The sequence below is a fragment of the Cyclobacterium sp. SOCE241 genome, assembly GCF_056867545.1.
The window spans coordinates 4,301,566-4,318,739 of record NZ_CP149779.1; the positions used below are offsets into that span (position 1 = coordinate 4,301,566).

The 17,174-nt window shown below is 38.0% G+C and carries 19 protein-coding genes; 12 read left to right on the forward strand and 7 right to left on the reverse strand.

The window, feature by feature from the left end; genetic code table 11:
• Positions 1-48: 48 nt before the first annotated feature.
• The 3 genes from WG932_RS21700 to WG932_RS21710 are packed head-to-tail and all read right to left on the reverse strand — an operon-like array spanning position 49 to position 2,402.
• Positions 49-1,197, reverse strand: coding sequence for a DUF4221 family protein (locus WG932_RS21700; protein ID WP_483085359.1), 1,149 nt, complete (start codon positions 1,195-1,197; stop codon positions 49-51).
• 54 nt (positions 1,198-1,251) lie between these two features.
• A complete protein-coding gene (locus tag WG932_RS21705) occupies positions 1,252-1,986 on the reverse strand; it encodes a DUF4221 family protein (protein WP_483085360.1) in 735 nt (244 codons plus the stop codon).
• Positions 1,983-2,402, reverse strand: coding sequence for a DUF4221 family protein (locus WG932_RS21710; RefSeq protein ID WP_483085361.1), 420 nt, complete (start codon positions 2,400-2,402; stop codon positions 1,983-1,985). The genes WG932_RS21705 and WG932_RS21710 overlap by 4 nt, the downstream gene beginning before the upstream one ends.
• 455 nt (positions 2,403-2,857) lie before the next feature.
• Here WG932_RS21710 and WG932_RS21715 point away from each other — a divergent pair, with 455 nt between their 5' ends.
• The 3 genes from WG932_RS21715 (at position 2,858) to WG932_RS21725 (ending at position 3,709) form a co-directional block, all read left to right on the forward strand.
• Positions 2,858-3,079, forward strand: a complete 222-nt coding sequence (locus WG932_RS21715) for an addiction module protein (RefSeq protein WP_014019955.1) — start codon at positions 2,858-2,860, stop codon at positions 3,077-3,079.
• Positions 3,076-3,378 carry a type II toxin-antitoxin system RelE/ParE family toxin gene (locus WG932_RS21720; RefSeq protein ID WP_014019956.1) on the forward strand — a complete coding sequence of 101 codons (303 nt, stop codon included), beginning with the start codon at positions 3,076-3,078 and terminating at the stop codon, positions 3,376-3,378. Before WG932_RS21715 ends, WG932_RS21720 begins: the two co-directional genes overlap by 4 nt.
• 205 nt (positions 3,379-3,583) lie before the next feature.
• Entirely contained in the window at positions 3,584-3,709 is a 126-nt protein-coding gene (locus tag WG932_RS21725; protein WP_262485330.1) for a hypothetical protein, read from the forward strand.
• Between the two features lie 200 nt (positions 3,710-3,909).
• Here WG932_RS21725 and WG932_RS21730 read toward each other — a convergent pair whose 3' ends face one another.
• Positions 3,910-5,046 (reverse strand): DUF4221 family protein, encoded by a 1,137-nt coding sequence (locus WG932_RS21730; protein WP_483085362.1) that lies wholly within the window; start codon positions 5,044-5,046, stop codon positions 3,910-3,912.
• A 436-nt stretch (positions 5,047-5,482) separates the two neighbouring features.
• Between WG932_RS21730 and WG932_RS21735 the strand changes: the two genes are divergently transcribed.
• From WG932_RS21735 to WG932_RS21745, 3 genes are all read left to right on the forward strand, one after another.
• Complete coding sequence (locus tag WG932_RS21735; RefSeq protein WP_483085363.1) at positions 5,483-6,049, forward strand: sulfatase-like hydrolase/transferase; 567 nt, start codon at positions 5,483-5,485, stop codon at positions 6,047-6,049.
• Complete coding sequence (locus WG932_RS21740; protein ID WP_483085364.1) at positions 6,046-6,900, forward strand: sulfatase-like hydrolase/transferase; 855 nt, start codon at positions 6,046-6,048, stop codon at positions 6,898-6,900. Before WG932_RS21735 ends, WG932_RS21740 begins: the two co-directional genes overlap by 4 nt.
• 719 nt (positions 6,901-7,619) lie before the next feature.
• Positions 7,620-7,775, forward strand: coding sequence for a hypothetical protein (locus tag WG932_RS21745; RefSeq protein ID WP_483085365.1), 156 nt, complete (start codon positions 7,620-7,622; stop codon positions 7,773-7,775).
• Positions 7,776-7,860: 85 nt separating this feature from the next.
• On the opposite strand, the gene WG932_RS21750 is transcribed toward WG932_RS21745, so the two are convergent.
• On the reverse strand, positions 7,861-8,067 hold the full coding sequence (locus WG932_RS21750; protein ID WP_483085366.1) for an addiction module protein: 207 nt from the start codon (positions 8,065-8,067) through the stop codon (positions 7,861-7,863).
• Between the two features lie 959 nt (positions 8,068-9,026).
• Entirely contained in the window at positions 9,027-10,235 is a 1,209-nt protein-coding gene (locus WG932_RS21755) for a CehA/McbA family metallohydrolase domain-containing protein (protein ID WP_014019960.1), read from the reverse strand.
• A 155-nt stretch (positions 10,236-10,390) separates the two neighbouring features.
• On the opposite strand from WG932_RS21755, the gene WG932_RS21760 reads away from it, so the two are divergent.
• From WG932_RS21760 to WG932_RS21780, 5 genes are all read left to right on the forward strand, one after another.
• Positions 10,391-10,606, forward strand: coding sequence for a DUF2383 domain-containing protein (locus WG932_RS21760; RefSeq protein ID WP_483085367.1), 216 nt, complete (start codon positions 10,391-10,393; stop codon positions 10,604-10,606).
• Positions 10,606-10,836 carry a hypothetical protein gene (locus tag WG932_RS21765; RefSeq protein ID WP_483085368.1) on the forward strand — a complete coding sequence of 77 codons (231 nt, stop codon included), beginning with the start codon at positions 10,606-10,608 and terminating at the stop codon, positions 10,834-10,836. Before WG932_RS21760 ends, WG932_RS21765 begins: the two co-directional genes overlap by 1 nt.
• 163 nt (positions 10,837-10,999) lie before the next feature.
• Positions 11,000-12,334: a M16 family metallopeptidase gene (locus WG932_RS21770; RefSeq protein ID WP_014019962.1), complete on the forward strand. Its 1,335-nt coding sequence runs from the start codon at positions 11,000-11,002 to the stop codon at positions 12,332-12,334.
• A gap of 19 nt (positions 12,335-12,353) precedes the next feature.
• On the forward strand, positions 12,354-14,402 hold the full coding sequence (locus tag WG932_RS21775; protein ID WP_483085369.1) for a M16 family metallopeptidase: 2,049 nt from the start codon (positions 12,354-12,356) through the stop codon (positions 14,400-14,402).
• A 17-nt stretch (positions 14,403-14,419) separates the two neighbouring features.
• A complete protein-coding gene (locus WG932_RS21780) occupies positions 14,420-15,136 on the forward strand; it encodes a hypothetical protein (protein ID WP_041934626.1) in 717 nt (238 codons plus the stop codon).
• A gap of 65 nt (positions 15,137-15,201) precedes the next feature.
• Here the strand turns inward: WG932_RS21780 and WG932_RS21785 are convergent, their stop codons facing one another.
• Complete coding sequence (locus tag WG932_RS21785) at positions 15,202-16,845, reverse strand: M61 family metallopeptidase (protein WP_483085370.1); 1,644 nt, start codon at positions 16,843-16,845, stop codon at positions 15,202-15,204.
• 117 nt (positions 16,846-16,962) lie between these two features.
• On the opposite strand from WG932_RS21785, the gene rpmH reads away from it, so the two are divergent.
• Positions 16,963-17,121, forward strand: a complete 159-nt coding sequence (gene rpmH, locus WG932_RS21790; RefSeq protein WP_014019965.1) for a 50S ribosomal protein L34 — start codon at positions 16,963-16,965, stop codon at positions 17,119-17,121.
• Positions 17,122-17,174 lie beyond the last annotated feature (53 nt).

Consider the following 17,174-nt stretch of genomic DNA (forward strand, 5'->3'; position numbering starts at 1 on the left):
CGGGTTCTTGACGGATTCAATATTTGGTTGTAGGGTATTCTTATTTACTCAACCTTTTACATCATGAATTGACAATCGTAAAAAGCCCATTTCATCCTCAAAATTATTGTAGACCCAGATTTTTTTATCCTTTACAAAAATTTTCAATGGTGTATTAGTCAGGGATTCAATGCTTTGTTCTGATATTAAATCAAATTCTGAATCAAATATACTTAAATAGTTAATGGCTCTTATAGGCCCTTCTTCTATTTTTCCGTTATCATACACTTCATTAAAGCTAAACCTATAGTGCAACTTTCTATCAGGGTCATATAATACCCTTGAAAAGTTAATATCCTCCCGAACGGCTAAAATTTCTTTTTTAAAAGTCTCAAAACTTTCTGTTTTGGGTACAGATGGCCCCTTTCTAGATAAATTGAAGATTTTATGGTTTGGCTGTTTGAACTGAAGAGTGTCATTCTTAAGGTCAAGAATATAAACCGCACTGTCAGTTATATTCGAGATATAAATTTGATCCTCAAATAAATCCAGGTATGGTGTAGGGCCATTCATTGTTAATGTTTTGCCTTTCTGGTCGGTTAACCGTATATATTGTTTTGCAACATCATTAAATTCGGGTAAATCTATGATTTCTACAATTTTGGTCTTAAGATCAATTTTGGCAAAAATATATTCCATTTCTCTCCAATCATTAAAAATAGCATAAATCAGGTTTGTATTATTAGGATGAACTTGAATCTCCTGTAGACTAGCGCTTGGGCTAATTTGACTACCCTTTAAATCATGAATATCGAAGGAGATATCCAATATTTTTTCACCTTCCAAATTCACAATGCCACTTCTTTCATAAGAACTAATATAAAAAGTATCGTTTTGTAGGTAGCGAATATTATGAATATTTGTTCCAATCCCATCTGGACCTTCTTTTTCCATTGGGTAAGTATTTACCAATTCCAATTTATCCAAATCAATTTGTTCGATATGGTGTTTGTCCAGGTTGAAATTAAACAGGAATTTTTTATCTTCAGAAAGGTCAGAGTGACGTAGGTAAGAATTTAAATAAAGAAATTGATCTTTAGCATCTACCCTTACAGAATCAATAGAAATGGAAATTGAATCGGATTTTAAACCTTCATTATTATGTTGACCACATGCAATTAAAATAATAATCAATGGGAGATAAGATAATCTGTACATATTAGACGAGTTTATAGGGGTTTAACGAAAATAAATTTGGATGCAACAATCACTTTAAATTAACTTTAGCCTCACGAAACCCATGTCGTCTTCCAGGTTAATAAAGATCCACAGCATGCCACCTTTAGTAAAATACCTGCTAGGCTTTTGAGTCAAAAAAGGTAACTGTGTTTCTTGGATCAGTTTTAGATCTTTGTCGTATATGGCCAGGTAAACATTCGCCCCGGAGGGTTGTGGAAAAAGTCCTTCAACCTCTTCGCTGTCGAAATAATTTTCATAATAAAGCCGCAAGTATAGCTGATTTTGCTCATCATAAACAGGTAAATAGTAATGTGGCCCTTCTAGATATTGCTTAAAAAATCGGGAAAATTCGCCAGCTGTAGCAAATTCATTTCCTCTTGATTGATTTTCATTGTCCAGCCATTGGCTGTTGGAAGTAACAGCACTTATAGAATCGTAGTCTGAATTGTAAAAATACCATTCATTATCAGTTTCGGCCCCAAGTAAAACGCCACCATCTACTATTTTCAAGTAAGTTTCTGCTTCATAATAAGCATAATTTTCACCATCATTTAAAGAAGCTGTGTAATGCTTTAACTTATCCATTGCGGGGAGGGGATACCGAAAGAGCTGTTTATGATCCAGATCCACACGAGCAAATTCCACGACTTCGTTGCCAAATGCTTTAACTAGGCCATAGATCTCCTCATGGTTATTTGGGTTTATTTGCATACCTATTAAGGATTCTTTATCCCTAAGAACATCTCCTGAAAGATCTGATAAATTCACCTCCCAAGCGCGATCAAGTTGGCCATTTTGTTTAAATAGCTTGGGGCCCTTCCAAGTGCTAAAAAGATTCGCTCTTTATCCCAGCTTCGAAGGGAATGAATGCTATTCAGTCCATTTGGCCCCTCTTTCTCGAAGGAAATTTTTTGATCCAGCATTAGATTATCGAGATCAATTTTTTCGAGTTGGTGCTGTTCTGTATCAAAATTATACAAATACCTTTGATCTTTACTAAGGCCTGAGATACTAAGGTTTTGTTTTAGAAACAGTAACTCATCTTTCGGATCAATACGGACTGTATCTACCTGAAGAGTCAACCCCGGATACTTTTCTTCAGATTGATTTTCTCTAGAACCACAAGAAACTAACAGCACCCCAAAAATTAGCTGTATAAGACAAGTTAGGGGGCGTTTTATCATGGTTTTAGAATTTGAAGGTTACTAAAGATAATTTAGAACTAATTTTTACAAATTCAAACTCTTGCTCCAAATTTCAAGTATTCATATGGCTTGGTCTTTAACAAAATATGGCTTAAGATTTGTGATAAATGAATGCCATGTCTGTCCAGTCTGCTCAAACTTTAGCAGCGCCTAACTTAGACCCAAAATGCAGAAAGTTTTCAACTTCCATAACCTTTGCCCGAGTGTAGATTGCATCTACACTCAAATATCCAACCTAAATGTGATTGGGTGTTCAAATTTGGAGCAAGATCTCGAATTTTAAACCAAAGGTCATTAGTAAAGAAATTAAGGGCGAACTCAAGTTGAAAACTTTCGTCATGATAGGTCGATTTGCCACTATCGCTTAAACTTAGACCATAGTGAAACTTTACCAAGTATTTATTAACTTAGTGGAATAAATAAACCGGATAAGGATGGATATTCAATCAATAAAAGTCGACTTAATCGATTGGATCACAAAGCTAGAAGATCGAAAAGTACTTGAACAGATCCAGGCTTATAAATATAGGCAAGGTGAAGGGTTAAGTAAGGCTCATAAAGCATTGCTGGATGATCGGATAGCTTCCTATGAAAAGGATCCTAGCAAAGTGGTGGATTGGAGCGATGTGATGAAGGAGATAGAAAGCAGCCAATGAGCTATAAGGTAAAGCTGCTCAGCGAGGCCAGTTTGGATATCAAAGAAATCATTGAATGGTACAATGAAGAAAAGCAGGGTTTAGGTAGACGCTTTTATAAATCTTTGAAATCAAGGCTAAATTACATCAGTAATTATCCGTTTCACTGTCAGGTTGCATATAGAGATATTAGAAATATATTGGTCGATAAGTTTCCTTATCAGATTCATTTTAGGATTAAAGAATCTGAAAAATCCATTATTGTTATTGCAATTACCCATACTAGCAGAAATCCTAGAGTGTGGAAAAGAAAAAGATAATTTCGACTAAATGTAGCATTACCTCTGGTCAAAGTTTAGCAGCGCGTAAATTAGAGCAGAAGGAAAAATATATGAAAAAATAGTATATTTGATAAGAGGCAGTTTTATGGATATTCAGGCAGAGAAATTACAGTTGATAGAATGGCTCGCGGGACTAAATGATGCCAAAATACTCAATGAGTTTTTGCTTTGAAGAAAAAAAGAAATGGATTGGTGGGATCGGATTAGTGCTGAAGAGCGGGAAGAGATTCAAATAGGTCTTTCTCAAGCAGATAAAGGTGAGGTTACCTCCCACAAGGAAGTAATGGCGAAGTATAAGAAATGGCTTTAGAAATCGTATGGACTAATCGTGCCCAAAAAGGTTTTGCGAGAATTATTGAGTACTAGGAAACTCAACTTTCATAACCTTTGCCTGAGTGTAGATTGCATCTACACTCAAATATCCAACAGAAATACCATTGGGTATTGAGAATAGGATATTGAATTTTAAACCTATTTTTATTGGTTAAATGTATTAAGTGATTTAATAAATTATTCAACATCCACAGTTAACCGCACAAAGCCCATTTCGTCTTGCGTATTGATATACATCCAAATCTTACCGTCCTTGACAAAATGGTAGCCGGGTGGTGTATTTAGCCCTTCAACAAGGGACTCCGCAAGCACATTAAAATCAGGGTCAAAAACAGTGAGGTACACGGCTGATTCCATATCCTGATAATTTTCTACATCCTTTCCTATTTTGATTATTTTATGTGAAAATCGGTAAACCAGCTGCTTTTCTTCATCCCAAAGGGGAGCCATAAAATTAATCTCCCTACGCATGTCTAAGGATGTTTGCTTAAACGCCTCTTCGTGTTCAAATTCTTGATTGTATTTCCCTGTTTTTTTATCAGCAGTCAATTTACTCTGGTACTCGATCTGGAACAGACTGTCATTGTCATAAAGCAAAATCTTGTTGGAAATATCATTGCTGATAATGTAACTTTTTTGGTGCTTACTTATCGTTACAGTTGGAAAGGACATTTGGATTCTGGAAGAACTGCTTAATTTAAATCGAAAATTTTCTAATGCTTTAAAAGGTAAAGGTATTTTAGTGAGGGTTTGGGTGTCTGTTTTCAAAATTCCCAGGGCATAGGTTTTCTTCCTGCCATCTCGAATCAAGCCTATCATGGTGTGAAAATCTACCATCTGATTGTTTAAAAATTGAAAGTTTTCACTTTCTTCCAACTTGTCTCCCCCAAATGCTCTATCATTAAAAGTAAATTCACTCCTTTTATCACCTTCTAAACCGAATAGCCTAACTTTGATATAGCCCATAAAAGCAATGGAATTGGAGGAAATAAGATTCATTCCAAAAACCATTTCTCCTACTCCATCGGGTCCTTCTTTTTCAAAGGGAAGTTTTTCTGCCAGTATCCCCTTGTCCAGGTCAATCTTTTCGAGGGTATAATCATTTGGGTTAAAATTATACAAGTATTGGTTTTTCTCATCAAGTGCAGCTACCCGTAGACCGGCATTTAGGTAAAGAAATTCATCTACCGGATCGATTAGTAGGGTATCAAGGGTAAAATTCAAATCCGTATCTATCGCTTTTTCATCGGTAGAATTGCCCGGCCCACAAGCCACCAATAGAAGAAAAATAAAAGCGTAAAAGAATTGTTTCATAGGGTATTAGGGGTTGAGAGAGGAAATTAAAGAAAAATAAGTGGGTTAATAGCTAATTCTGCTAAAAAACAGAATATAAGTCTGAGATTAGTCGAGGATTACTTATACCGAAAGTTTTCAACTTTCCTGTCCCAAATGCAAGACAAACAGGAAGGTTGCATTTCGACAACATATTTTAGGGCACTATTTAATTGTTTTCGGCTGTTTTTTCTTGTTAACGATTCATCCGAATTTTCTAATCGGTTTTGAGAATAGGAAAAAGATCTCGATTTTTAAAGAATTAGCAATGTGATACGGATAATACGGAACTCAATCAATTTGAAAACTTGCCACATGATAGGTGGTTAGCCACTAAAGCTCAAACTTCAACCGGAAGGGATTTTAGCAAGTATCTATTAATTCTGAATCAATTGTATTTCTATTTAAACGTTTAACAATGAATAACCCAAAAACCTTACTTAGTATATTTTATTTATTGCTGCTAAGTTTTCATTCTAACCTGTCTGCACAGGAGAGGCCCCCAAATATTGTATATATTCTGATAGATGATCTGGGTTGGAAAGACCTGGGTTGCTATGGGAGTGAATTCTATGAAACACCAAATATTGACAAGTTAAGGGACCAAGGGATGAAGTTTACAGCTGCCTATTCGGCAAGTCCGGTTTGTTCTCCTTCCCGGGCAAGTATATTGACGGGGAAAAATCCTGCGAATATTGGTTTTACGGGTCATATAACCGCCATTGGTAAGCACCGGTATCCGGAGGAAGGAAGGATTATCCCTCCTGATGATTATATGCACGTTTCCCTTGAAGAAAATATGATTCCTGAAATTTTGCTTCAATCAGGTTATACTTCGGCAAGCATAGGTAAATGGCATGTTGGGGAAGAAGAAAAGTTCTTTCCTACACATCAGGGATTTGCTATTAACATCGCGGGATATGAACATGGTAGTCCACCGACCTATTGGGGACCATTTGAATCGGAAAAAGCTGGAACCCTGTGATAAAAAACCTGGACAATAGAGAAGAAGGGCAATATTTAACCAACAGACTAACCGATGAAGCCATCAATTTTATAGATGAGAATAAAGAGGGGCCGTTCTTTTTGTACCTGTCCCATTATGCGGTTCATACTCCTTTAGAGGCACCTGATTCCTTGATTAAAAAATATGAACTGAAGTTAGAAGGGCAAATGGAGCAAAAGAATGCGATTTATGCAGCCATGATAGAGAATATGGACTGGAATGTCGGAAGGTTATTGAAGTCCCTGGATTCACTTGGCCTTGAAGGTAATACCATTGTTATTTTGGGAAGTGACAATGGAGGTGAAGGTAGGGTGACCAATAATGTCCCACTTAGAGAAGGTAAAGGGTATATTTATGAAGGTGGGATCAGGGTACCTTTAGTGATCAAATGGCCGGGAAAAGTCAAGCCAAATAGTTCATCCGATGTACCTGTGATTACGGATGATATGCTTCCGACGATTGTTGAAATGGCAGGATTAAGCAATGAAAATCAGGACATAGATGGTGTTTCTTTGCTTCCATTATTGACAGGTGAAGGTGGATGGGGTCGTGACCTACTATGTTGGTATTATCCGCATTACAGTCCACAAGCCAAGATGCCCGGGTATGCCATACGCATGGGAGATTATAAATTGGTAGAATACTATGACCCTCCATCCGTAGAGTTGTTTGATCTTGCTAAAGACATAGGCGAAACCAATGATTTGAGTGGAGTGGATGTTCAGAAAGTGGAGGAGATGAAAGCATCCTTTAAAGAATGGTTGATGGATTTTAATCCTATCCTACACACCGAAAACCCCAATTACAATCCCAATTATAGGTCCAAATAAAATAGTAATTTTCAAGCACCGTCTGGTCTAAATTTAGCGAAGCCACAGAAAGGAGTTTCAAACCTTAGCGTCTTTGCGAAGATGATGAATAAAGTATACGTTGAAAGTTGCACGCAGCGTCGTGGAGTCGCAAAGAGGTATTTTCAAAACCTTCGTGTCTTGGCGCCTTTGCGAAGATGATGAATAAAGTATACGTTGAAAGTTGCACGCAGAGTCGCAGAGTCGCAAAGAAGTATTTTCAAAACCTTAGCGTCTTAGCAACTTAGCGAGGATGATGAATAAAGTAAACGTTGAAAGCTGCACGCACCGTCGTGGAGTTGCAAAGGAGTATTTTAAAAATCTTAGTGTCTTGGCGCCTTTTCGAGAATGATGAATAAAGTAAAAGTTGAAAGCTTCACGCAGCGTCGCGGATTCGCAAAGAAGTATTTTCAAAACCTTAGCGTCTTAGCGTCTTTGCGAGGATCATGCACAAAGTAAAAGTTGAAAGTTGCACGCAGCGTCGCGGAGTCGCACAGAAATATTTTAAAAATCTTAGTGCCTTCTCGAGAGCCTACTCTAGGCTGGTCTAAGTTTAGCAAAGCGTAACATAGACCTAAAATGCTTAAAGTTTTCAACTTTTATAACTAACCCTATGGAATTTAAGTCGAATGTGTTTCCTATCCTCTGAGAGTCCAACTTTCAGCATCTTTTGAAGTGTGGAATACAGCAACAATTAGGACTTGGTTTTTGGTTTCATTGACACGGAAGTGAATTCCGAATGGGAATTTTTTCAGAAAGAAAATACGGGTGTTGGCGTACCTGATTTGGGTTTTAAGTGGATTGGCTTGAATGCTTTCAACAGCTTTGGAGACATGCTGACCAAACAAACTGCCTAAATTTGTTTATTGCTCTTCATACCAGAGGAATGCTTTTCTGATATCATTTTCGGCCACCTCGGCAATCGAAATGGAGTAGGGCATATTACTTTTTGAAGATTTCTTCTTTAGCCTCTTTCCAACTTCGGGTTTTCATCTCTCCATCATCAATCATTTGCAATCGTCTGTTGACTTCATCCTGTTGCCATTGGGGAATTACTTCATCTTTATTGATCTTGACATAATCTAAGGTTTTAATGTAGCTCAGGAAAGCATCAAATCTGTTGTCTTCTATATCAAGTGTGATTTTCATAAGCTCATTAATTAAAATAATTGCCTTTTATTCAATAGGAAATACCATTACAGAAAATCTCAGTAATTCTTTAATCCTAATATAGAAGAATTATTTTAGCCTTCAAAATCCTAGCGCCTTTGCGAGGATCATGCACAAAGTAAAAGTTGAAAGCTGCACGCAGCGTCGTGGGAGTCGCGCAAAGGAGTATTTTCAAAACCTTAGCGTCTTAGCGTCTTTGCGAGGATGATGAATAAAGTAAACGTTGAAAGCTTCACGCAGCGTCGTGGAGTCGCAAAGAAGTGTTTTAAAGATCTTAGCGCCTTAACGCCTTTTCGAGGATCATGCACAAAGTAAAAGTTGAAAGCTGCACGCAGCGTCGCGGAGTTGCAAAGGAGTATTTTAAAGATCTTAGCGCCTTAACGCCTTTTCGAGGATCATGAACAAAGTAAACGTTGAAAGCTTCACGCAGAGTCGCGGAGTCGCAAAGAAGTGTTTTAAAGATCTTAGCGCCTTAACGCCTTTGCGAGGATCATGCACAAAGTAAAGTTGAAAGCTGCACGCAGCGTCGCGGAGTCGCAAAGAAGTATTTTAAAAATCTTAGTTTCTTAGCGCCTTTACGAGGATTGTGAATAAAGTAAAAGTTGAAAGCTGCACGCAGCGTCGCGGAGTCGCAAAAGAGTATTTTCAAAACCTTAGCGTCTTAGCGTCTTTGCGAGGATCATGAACAAAGTAAACGTTGAAAGTTGCACGCAGTGTCGCGGATTCGCAAAGGAGTATTTTAAAGATCTTAGGGTCTTGGCTACTTGGCGAGAGCCTACTCTAGGCTGGTCACCCAAAATGACGAAAGTTTCCAACTTTCCTAAAAGGCAAAACCAGGAGTAGATTGCATCTACTCCTTTCTATCAAACGGAACCAGCCATTCCTTTTAAGTCTGCATTATAAATTTTCCAAAGGCCAAGTTTAATGTACTTTCAATTCTACTCAGGCCTTACCGGCTGGGTCCAGGCCAATTGATTTTTCATGTTTTCTACAGGATTGTGCTGTGGTTCAGAAGAAGTGATTTTGCACCGTACAAATAGCAGGTCAGGACTTAGCTCAAAAGACCCTGCATTGCCTTCAACGGTCTTTAATACCTGGGTGTCTTTTTCACCTTCTTTACAGCCGATAAACTCCAAAGTGTAATTTACCCCGTCTTTGGGAAGGGCCGCAACCTCCAAAACATTGTTTTCATAGCTAAGCTTTTCCAATTCCACGCCTGTAGATGCATAAAAATCACCTCTTTCCAAAGCTTCTACCAAAGTGCCGGCTTCCAATGAATCCGCCTGAATAACTACCCAACCTCTACCGGAATTACTAAATTTTGCCCCTTGTTTGTGGTAATTGTGGCTGTCATCAGTTGCCAGGCCAAAAATCAAAGGTTGGCCTTTTTCCAAGTAGGCGATATTGATAAAATCCCACATGGCTTCATAACCCATTCTGGTGGAATCACCTAAATTATGAACTGCAGGATGGCCGTTATACACCTCAAAAAAACGCTCTCCTTTTAACCGAATCATGTCTTCAAGCGTAATGGCCCAAATGAAATTGGGATGATTGATATGCACCATCATTGGTTTGCCAGAGGCCTTTCTTTGCTCCAAAACCGCATTGATATTGTTCTGTAGCACTTCAACTACACTGCCTCCCTCCATGGGAACAATAAGTCTTTCCAGATTGGTAAGGTTGAGGTGTAATGGTTTTCCTTCAAAGCCTGCTGTGATTTCCTGGGCAGGAATCATGAGGAACTTTTCTTTTTCATTGTAGAGCGGAGCATATTCCTTATATGTCTTCAATTTTACTTTTAGTTCTTCTTCTTCCTGCATATATTCCACCCATTCCTCACCGTATTCCGAAAGGTAGGCCTGGAAAGCATTTCGGTAGAGACTGTCAGCTTTTATGGATTTCCATTTTTCACCTTCCTGGAAAACATTGTGATCAGACAAAGCCACAAATTGATAGCCTTTGTCTTTGTACCATTTCATGATTACTTCAGGAAATTCATCTCCATCACTCCAATAGGAGTGAGTATGTAGATTGCCTTTGTACCAGTTTTTCTCGGATGCTTCTTGGCTTGTTTTTTGTGTACAGGAAAAAATAAATAAGAAACTAACACAGATTAGGAATAACGGTATTGAAAAGGATTTCATTGGTTTCGTGGTTAGAGGATTTGAAATTAAGCTAGAGCAATATATTCATAGCAAGTCTAAAATCAAATAGGGGCCAAAGCTAATCTACAGTCTTATAGGAGGGATAAAAGCATTTTGATATATTTAACCTTTCAAACGAGCATTTTAAAATTTATATGGCCAATCAAACTAAATTAATTAAATACCTAAATCTATTACTAAAAAATACCTACGACGGCATAAAAAGTTATAAGGATGCTGCCAGAAATGTGGAAGAAGGGTCAATCAAAGAGTTTTTTATTGAGAGAGCCAAAGAAAAGCTGGTTTTGAGAGATGCAATTAAAGAGGAAATTTACTTGTTAGAAGGTATTCCAGTTGAGGAGGGAGTCTAATGAGTTTGTTTTCAAGGTCTTGGAACAATTTTAAAACCTCTCTGGATCACGACAATAAAAAGGAGATAGCCAAATATTGTCTTGAAGAAGAGAAAAAGCGTGTGGATGAATTTGGGGTATTGCTAAGAAATCCTGAACTTGTTTCTGAAACTTTTTATACTTCCTTGGAAGCTCATAACGAAAAAACCCTTGACGCCATTAAAGCGTTAGTAGAACAGGTCAAATCTTGAGAATTTTACTTAAAGGTTAAATTTCTTTTAAATGTGCGTTGACTAAATTATCTTTTGAATTATATGTGATTTTTTTGCAAAAAAAATGAAATGATTCATACTGGCAATAATTTATACAAGCAATTGATAGTGATTATAGCAATTTTACTTTAAAAATAAACCTATGAAAAAGCATTTAATTTGGCTGGTCTGTGTGTTTGTGGTACAGACTGCAGTTTATAGCCAGACAAAGATTGATTTTAGGGAATTCACCTTAGACAATGGGCTTGAGGTAATCATGCACAAAGACAATAAAACACCTATTGTGGTTACCTCTGTAATGTATCATGTAGGTTCCAAAAATGAGGATCCTGAACGTACAGGTTTTGCTCATTTCTTTGAGCACCTACTATTTGAAGGGTCAGAAAATATTGATAGGGGCCAATATACAGACTTGGTGGAGGGCAATGGAGGTGCATTGAATGCTTTTACCAGCAATGATATTACCTACTACTATGAATTGATGCCTTCGAATTATCTGGAGCTTTCCCTTTACCTTGAAAGCGAGCGAATGCTACATGCAAAAATTGATGAAGTAGGCCTTGAGACACAAAGAGAGGTAGTAAAAGAGGAAAAGCGCCAACGTTATGACAATCAGCCTTATGGGACCATTTTGCCTGAAACATTGGTTCGTGCTTACAGTGAGCATCCGTATCAATGGGCACCGATTGGATCTTTGGACCATCTGAATGCTGCAAGCTTGGATGAGTTTATGCAGTTTTATAAAGATTTTTATGTGCCTAACAATGCTATTTTGACCATTGCCGGAGACATTGACTATGAGCAAACTGAAGAATGGGTTAGAAAATATTTCTCTGAAATTCCCAAAGGAAAAAATGCGATTTATAGACCGGAGATTGTAGAGCCGAAAAAAGACAAGGAGATTAGGGATATTATTTATGACAATATCCAAATACCGGCCATTATTCAAGCCTATAATTTACCTCCAAAAAATCATCCGGATGCTTATGCCATGGAAATGCTTTCGACATATCTCACAGGGGGAAAATCTTCCCTGATGACCAAAGAGCTTGTGGACAAGCAACAAAAAGCTTTGGTAGTGGCAGCTATTCCGCTTGATCTTGAAGATGGAGGCATTTTTATCATGTATGGAATTGCCAATATGGGAATAGAACCTGAGGCCCTTGAGAATGAAATCGACGTGTTGATCAAACAGGTTCAGGACGAAGGGATTTCTGAAAAGGATTTTCAGAAATTGCAGAACATTATAGAGAATGACCTGGTCAGTAAGAATTCCTCCATTGAAGGAATTGCCCAAAACCTTGCAGAGGCAAACTTATTTTATGGCGATACTGATTACATCAATAGAGAATTGGAAGTATACCGAAAAGTAAGCAGGGATGACATACAACGTGTGGCCAATAAGTATTTGACCCTAGATGGAAGAGTGGTTTTGTATTACCTTCCTAAACCACAGGAAACGGCTCAAAACGAATAATAACCCTAACGCTAGAAAAATGAAGACTTTATATATAATTCTTTTTGCTGCATTTATTACCTTCGGAACACAAGCACAAGTAGATAGGAGTGTTTTACCTCCTCCCGGTCCTGCTCCAAAAATTGAATTTACAGATCCTGCCACTTTTACCTTGGACAATGGCCTAAAAGTATTTGTTGTGCCAAACAATAAATTACCTAGGGTAGCATTTTATTTAATATTGAATAGAGATCCATTATTTGAAGGCGACAATGCGGGACTAACAGGTTTCGTAGGTGACATGATGATGGCCGGAACCAGCTCTAGAACCAAAGAAGAACTTGATGAAGAAATTGATTTTATTGGTGCTTCATTGGGCGCAGGGTCTACCTCACTTTCTGCGTCTTCATTGAAAAAACACCAAGGAAAGGTACTAGAATTGATGACAGATGTTTTATACAATCCCATCTTTCCTCAAGAAGAGCTTGAGAAGCTAAAAAAACAAACCCTCACATCTTTGGCTTCTTCAAAAGATGATCCGGATTATCTGGCTGGGGTGATTTCCAATGCTTTGGTGTATGGTAAAGAACATCCCTACGGGGAAACCATGACCGAAGAAACGGTTGAAAATGTAAACCTTGAAGATATAAAAGAATATTACCGGACCTACTTTAAACCTAATATTGCTTACCTGGCCATTGTTGGAGATATTACAGACAAGGAAGCCAAAAATTTGGTCAACGATTACTTTTCCTCTTGGGAAAAAGGAAAAGTACCCACATTTGATTACCAAAAACCTGAGCTTCCGGCAGAGAATAAGGTGGCCCTTTTGGACCGATCCTCTGCTGTTCAGTCAGTAATTAATATTGCCTTTCCTGTTGAAATGCACCTTACCAATCCTGATTATATGGCTACAAGAGTTATGAATTTTATTTTGGGTGAGGGCTTTAATTCCAGGTTGAATGGGAATTTACGTGAAACAAAGGGCTATACTTATGGAGCCAGATCAAGCTTTGGATCAGATAAGTTAATTGCCAAGTTTTCTGCCGGAACCTCTGTAAGGAATGAGGTTACTGACTCTTCGGTCTATGAAATGATTTATGAAATTAGAAATCTAAAAGAAAATGGCATTACAGAAGAGGAATTAACAATGGCCAAAGCCAATCTTAGTGGTAGGTTTGGAAGGTCTCTGGAAAATCCCAATACCATTGCAACTTTTGCCATTAACATTGACCGGTATAATTTGCCTGAAGATTTTTACAGCAACTACCTGCAAAGGTTGGATGCGCTAACCGTTGAAGATATAAATCAAGTCGCAGCAAAATACCTCAAGCCTGAAAATATGTACATAACTGTGGTAGGTAATGGTGCTGCAATAAAAGAAGGCTTGGCTCAATTTGGAGAAATTTCTATGTACAATTATAAGGGGGATGAGGTTCAAGAAATTCAATTGTCTGATGCCAGTAAAACTGCCTCCGATGTTATTTCTGATTATCTAGAAGCAATTGGTGGCGTAGCTGCTGTGGAGGCGATCAAAACGGCAAAACTTGAAATGACTGCTGAAGTTCAAGGGACAAAATTGGAAATGATGGCCATTCACGACATGGAAAACCAGCGCTTGGTACAACAAGTAGTGGTCATGGGGAATGTTGCTTCCAAGACATTGGTGAAAGATGGCAAAGCCACAGTGAGCTCAATGGGCAAGTCTCAATCGCTTACGGATGAGCAATATGAGGATGTCAAGATGGCCTCTTTATGGCTTGTTCCTGAATTGTATTATGAAACAATGGGTTATAGCCTAAGTTTGGACGGTGCTGTGGACCTGGATGGAGAATCTGCTTACAAAGTGATTGTTTCAAATCCTACCGGAGGGCAAGTAGTGAATTTTTACAGTATTGATTCCGGCTTGAAGCTGAAAAGTGAAAATCAGCTTTCCGGTGACGTATCTTATCAGGAATATCAAGAATTTGAGGGGGTGCAGGTGCCGGTGAAAATGTCTATCAAAAGCCCTATGTTGCCGGTACCTCTAGAGACTCAAGTAAATAATGTTGAATTGAATTTGTCCGTATCAGACCAGGACTTTAATTAATTATATCCATGCGATCAATGAGAAAGCCTATTTTTATTTTGTTATTTGTTCTATTTTCTGTGTCGCAAGGTACGCAAGCACATACTACTTTTAGAACAGAACCTTTGCCGGAGAAAACCCCACAGGAAATCATTAACGATTATATTGATGCAATTGGGGGAAAGCAGAAAATTGCGGCTGTAAAGACCATAATATTGGTAATGGAAGCTGAAATCCAAGGTATGAAAATTGAAATTGATACCAATAGAGACATGGAGGGCTTGCGGTTAATGCAGCAAATGGTAGTAGATGGAAATGTAATGCAAAAAACAGTGGTTAAGGATAATGAGGGCTATATGAGCATGATGGGTCAAGTGAAAACCTTATCCGAGGACGAATTGGCAACCCTTAAAACCAATATTTATGCTTTTCCCGAAATGCACTATGGGGACATGGGATTTTCTGTAACCAGAGGAGAAAATACTACCATCAATGGGGAAGAAGCTTACACACTTTTGGTAACCAATTCTGCAGGTCTTGAAAGTAAAGAATACTTTAGCATTGCCAGCGGTCTTAAATTAAAAATGGTAGCTGAGGTAGCCGGAGATATAATTTTTGATGATTACGAAGAGGTGGAAGGCATCATGTTCCCTATGAAAGTAACCATTTCTAACCCTATGCTCCCTGTTCCTATGGAAACTCGGGTAGTTTCTATTCAAGTAAATGAGCCACTTGATAACTCTTTGTTTGAGTAAAAAGAAGGGGTTATAGCCCTTCTTTTTATTTAAGTTTCAACTTGAGGTTTCTCAAAATGTTTCATTTACAGGTGGATAAACATGTCGAAGGCAGATGAATCATCAATGTAATCCACTTTATAGTTGCCATAGTATAGGTTATTTTCGGCCGGTAAATTGATTTTGAGGTTTTTTCCCCATCTTCGCACTTTTAGCTTCAGTCCTTCCTTACTTAATTCATAGGACAATATTTTATCTTTGATCATAAGCTTACTGAAGGCCGGAGCCTTGGGGTGAATTTTTAGCAGTTGACCATTGGAGTCAGTTATTATTCCATAGTCGCTTTGCAAAGGAGCCTCGTTAGCACTTTTAATTAGGCTTAAGCCAATTCGGGGTAGAAGATTCTGCAGCAAATCAAACAAATTTCCTGTATTATAAACATACTGTTCGAAAAACCTTGTCATTTCTTCACGATCGGCTGTAAAATCAAGTACAGTCTGTTCGAAATCCTTTAATTCATAACCTATAGCTGTTTTGCCATAACATTCCCACATCTTGCGCATGACTTGGTACATTCGTTTCCCGTTTTTCATTAGCAAAATATCCATTGCTAACACAAGAAGTGCTCCATGGGTATAAATGCTGACTTTTTTGTCCGGAATGCCGGGTTTGTAACCATCCAGCCAAAGATCCCAGCTTGAATCCACAATGGATTGATTCTGCCAGCCAAGGGTTTCGAAGCTTCTCTCCATCAATTTTTCTAAGACCTCAAAATACTTTTCTGTAGTATAATAACCTGATTTTAATAAATAGAAATCTCCCATAAATGTTGTGACCCCTTCAGCAATTAGTCCTTCCTTTAAGTAGGCTTCCCTTGAGAAATCATATGGCTGTATAGATTTTGGTCGAATTCTACACACATTCCAAAAATGGTAAAGTTCATGGGAGGAAATCCCCATCAATCTGTCCAAGCCTTCTTTATTGGCAAATAGCCGGTCAGGCCCGAGGGTGATTACTGTGGAAAATTGGTGTTCCACACCATGGTAATGGGCGAAGGGGAGCATGTGAATAATAAAGTGATAGTCTTTTGTGGGAAAATCCCCAAAGTCTTCGATTTGTTTTTCGGTAAAATGGTTGAATTCCTTTAAAACCGAGTCCCAATCGAAATAGACTTCTCCATGCACCCAAACATGGAAATTGGTTGTTTTTACTTGATAAGTTTTGTGGTGCAAACTTTCTGCAGCTAAAACCGGACTATCTTCGAGCTCCTGATAATTGATTGCCACTAAGGTGTTTTTACCTTCTAGAGGCAAAGCACAGGCAATCTTATAATTTGGTGGAAGGTCAAGGTTCACTTTAATTTTTTCATCTGTCCTACCGGAAATGGCAAAACAAATATTGATAAAATTGATATAAACCTTCTCAGGATCAATCCAAGAGCCGCCTGCATCCAGTTGTGCAGCATGAAAAGAATAAGAAATTTTATAATTTCCCATTTTTGCAGAAAAAAATGTCCAAGCATCTTTTGTTTGTTTTTCAGCATTTACTTTTCCATCGGGTCCGGACACTTCCAATTTTCTAATAAACTGGGCGTAATTGGCTATTTCGTATCTTCCGGGGCGCCAGGAAGGCAATTGAAGCTGAATTAATTCTTCCTTTTGACATGATAATTCTAACTGAATTTCTAGAATTTGTGATGCGGGTATGGGGGTACTTATGGTATATTTCATGAATTGTATTGAAAAGGTCTTAAACAAAAGTAAGCCACTGGTTTGTAAATAAAAAAAACCTCTCTATCTTTGCAATCCTTTAAAAAACGAGAATTAAGCGATTAAAATATAGCAATAATGAAAAGAACATTTCAACCTTCCCGCAGGAAAAGAAGAAACAAGCACGGTTTCAGAGAGAGAATGTCCACTTCCAATGGCAGGAGAGTACTTAAAGCCAGAAGAGCTAAAGGTAGACATAAGTTATCAGTATCTTCTGAGAAGACACTTAAGAAATAATGCCCTATTGCATTTGTATGGAATAATTTATTCAGCATTATTTTATGGATTGT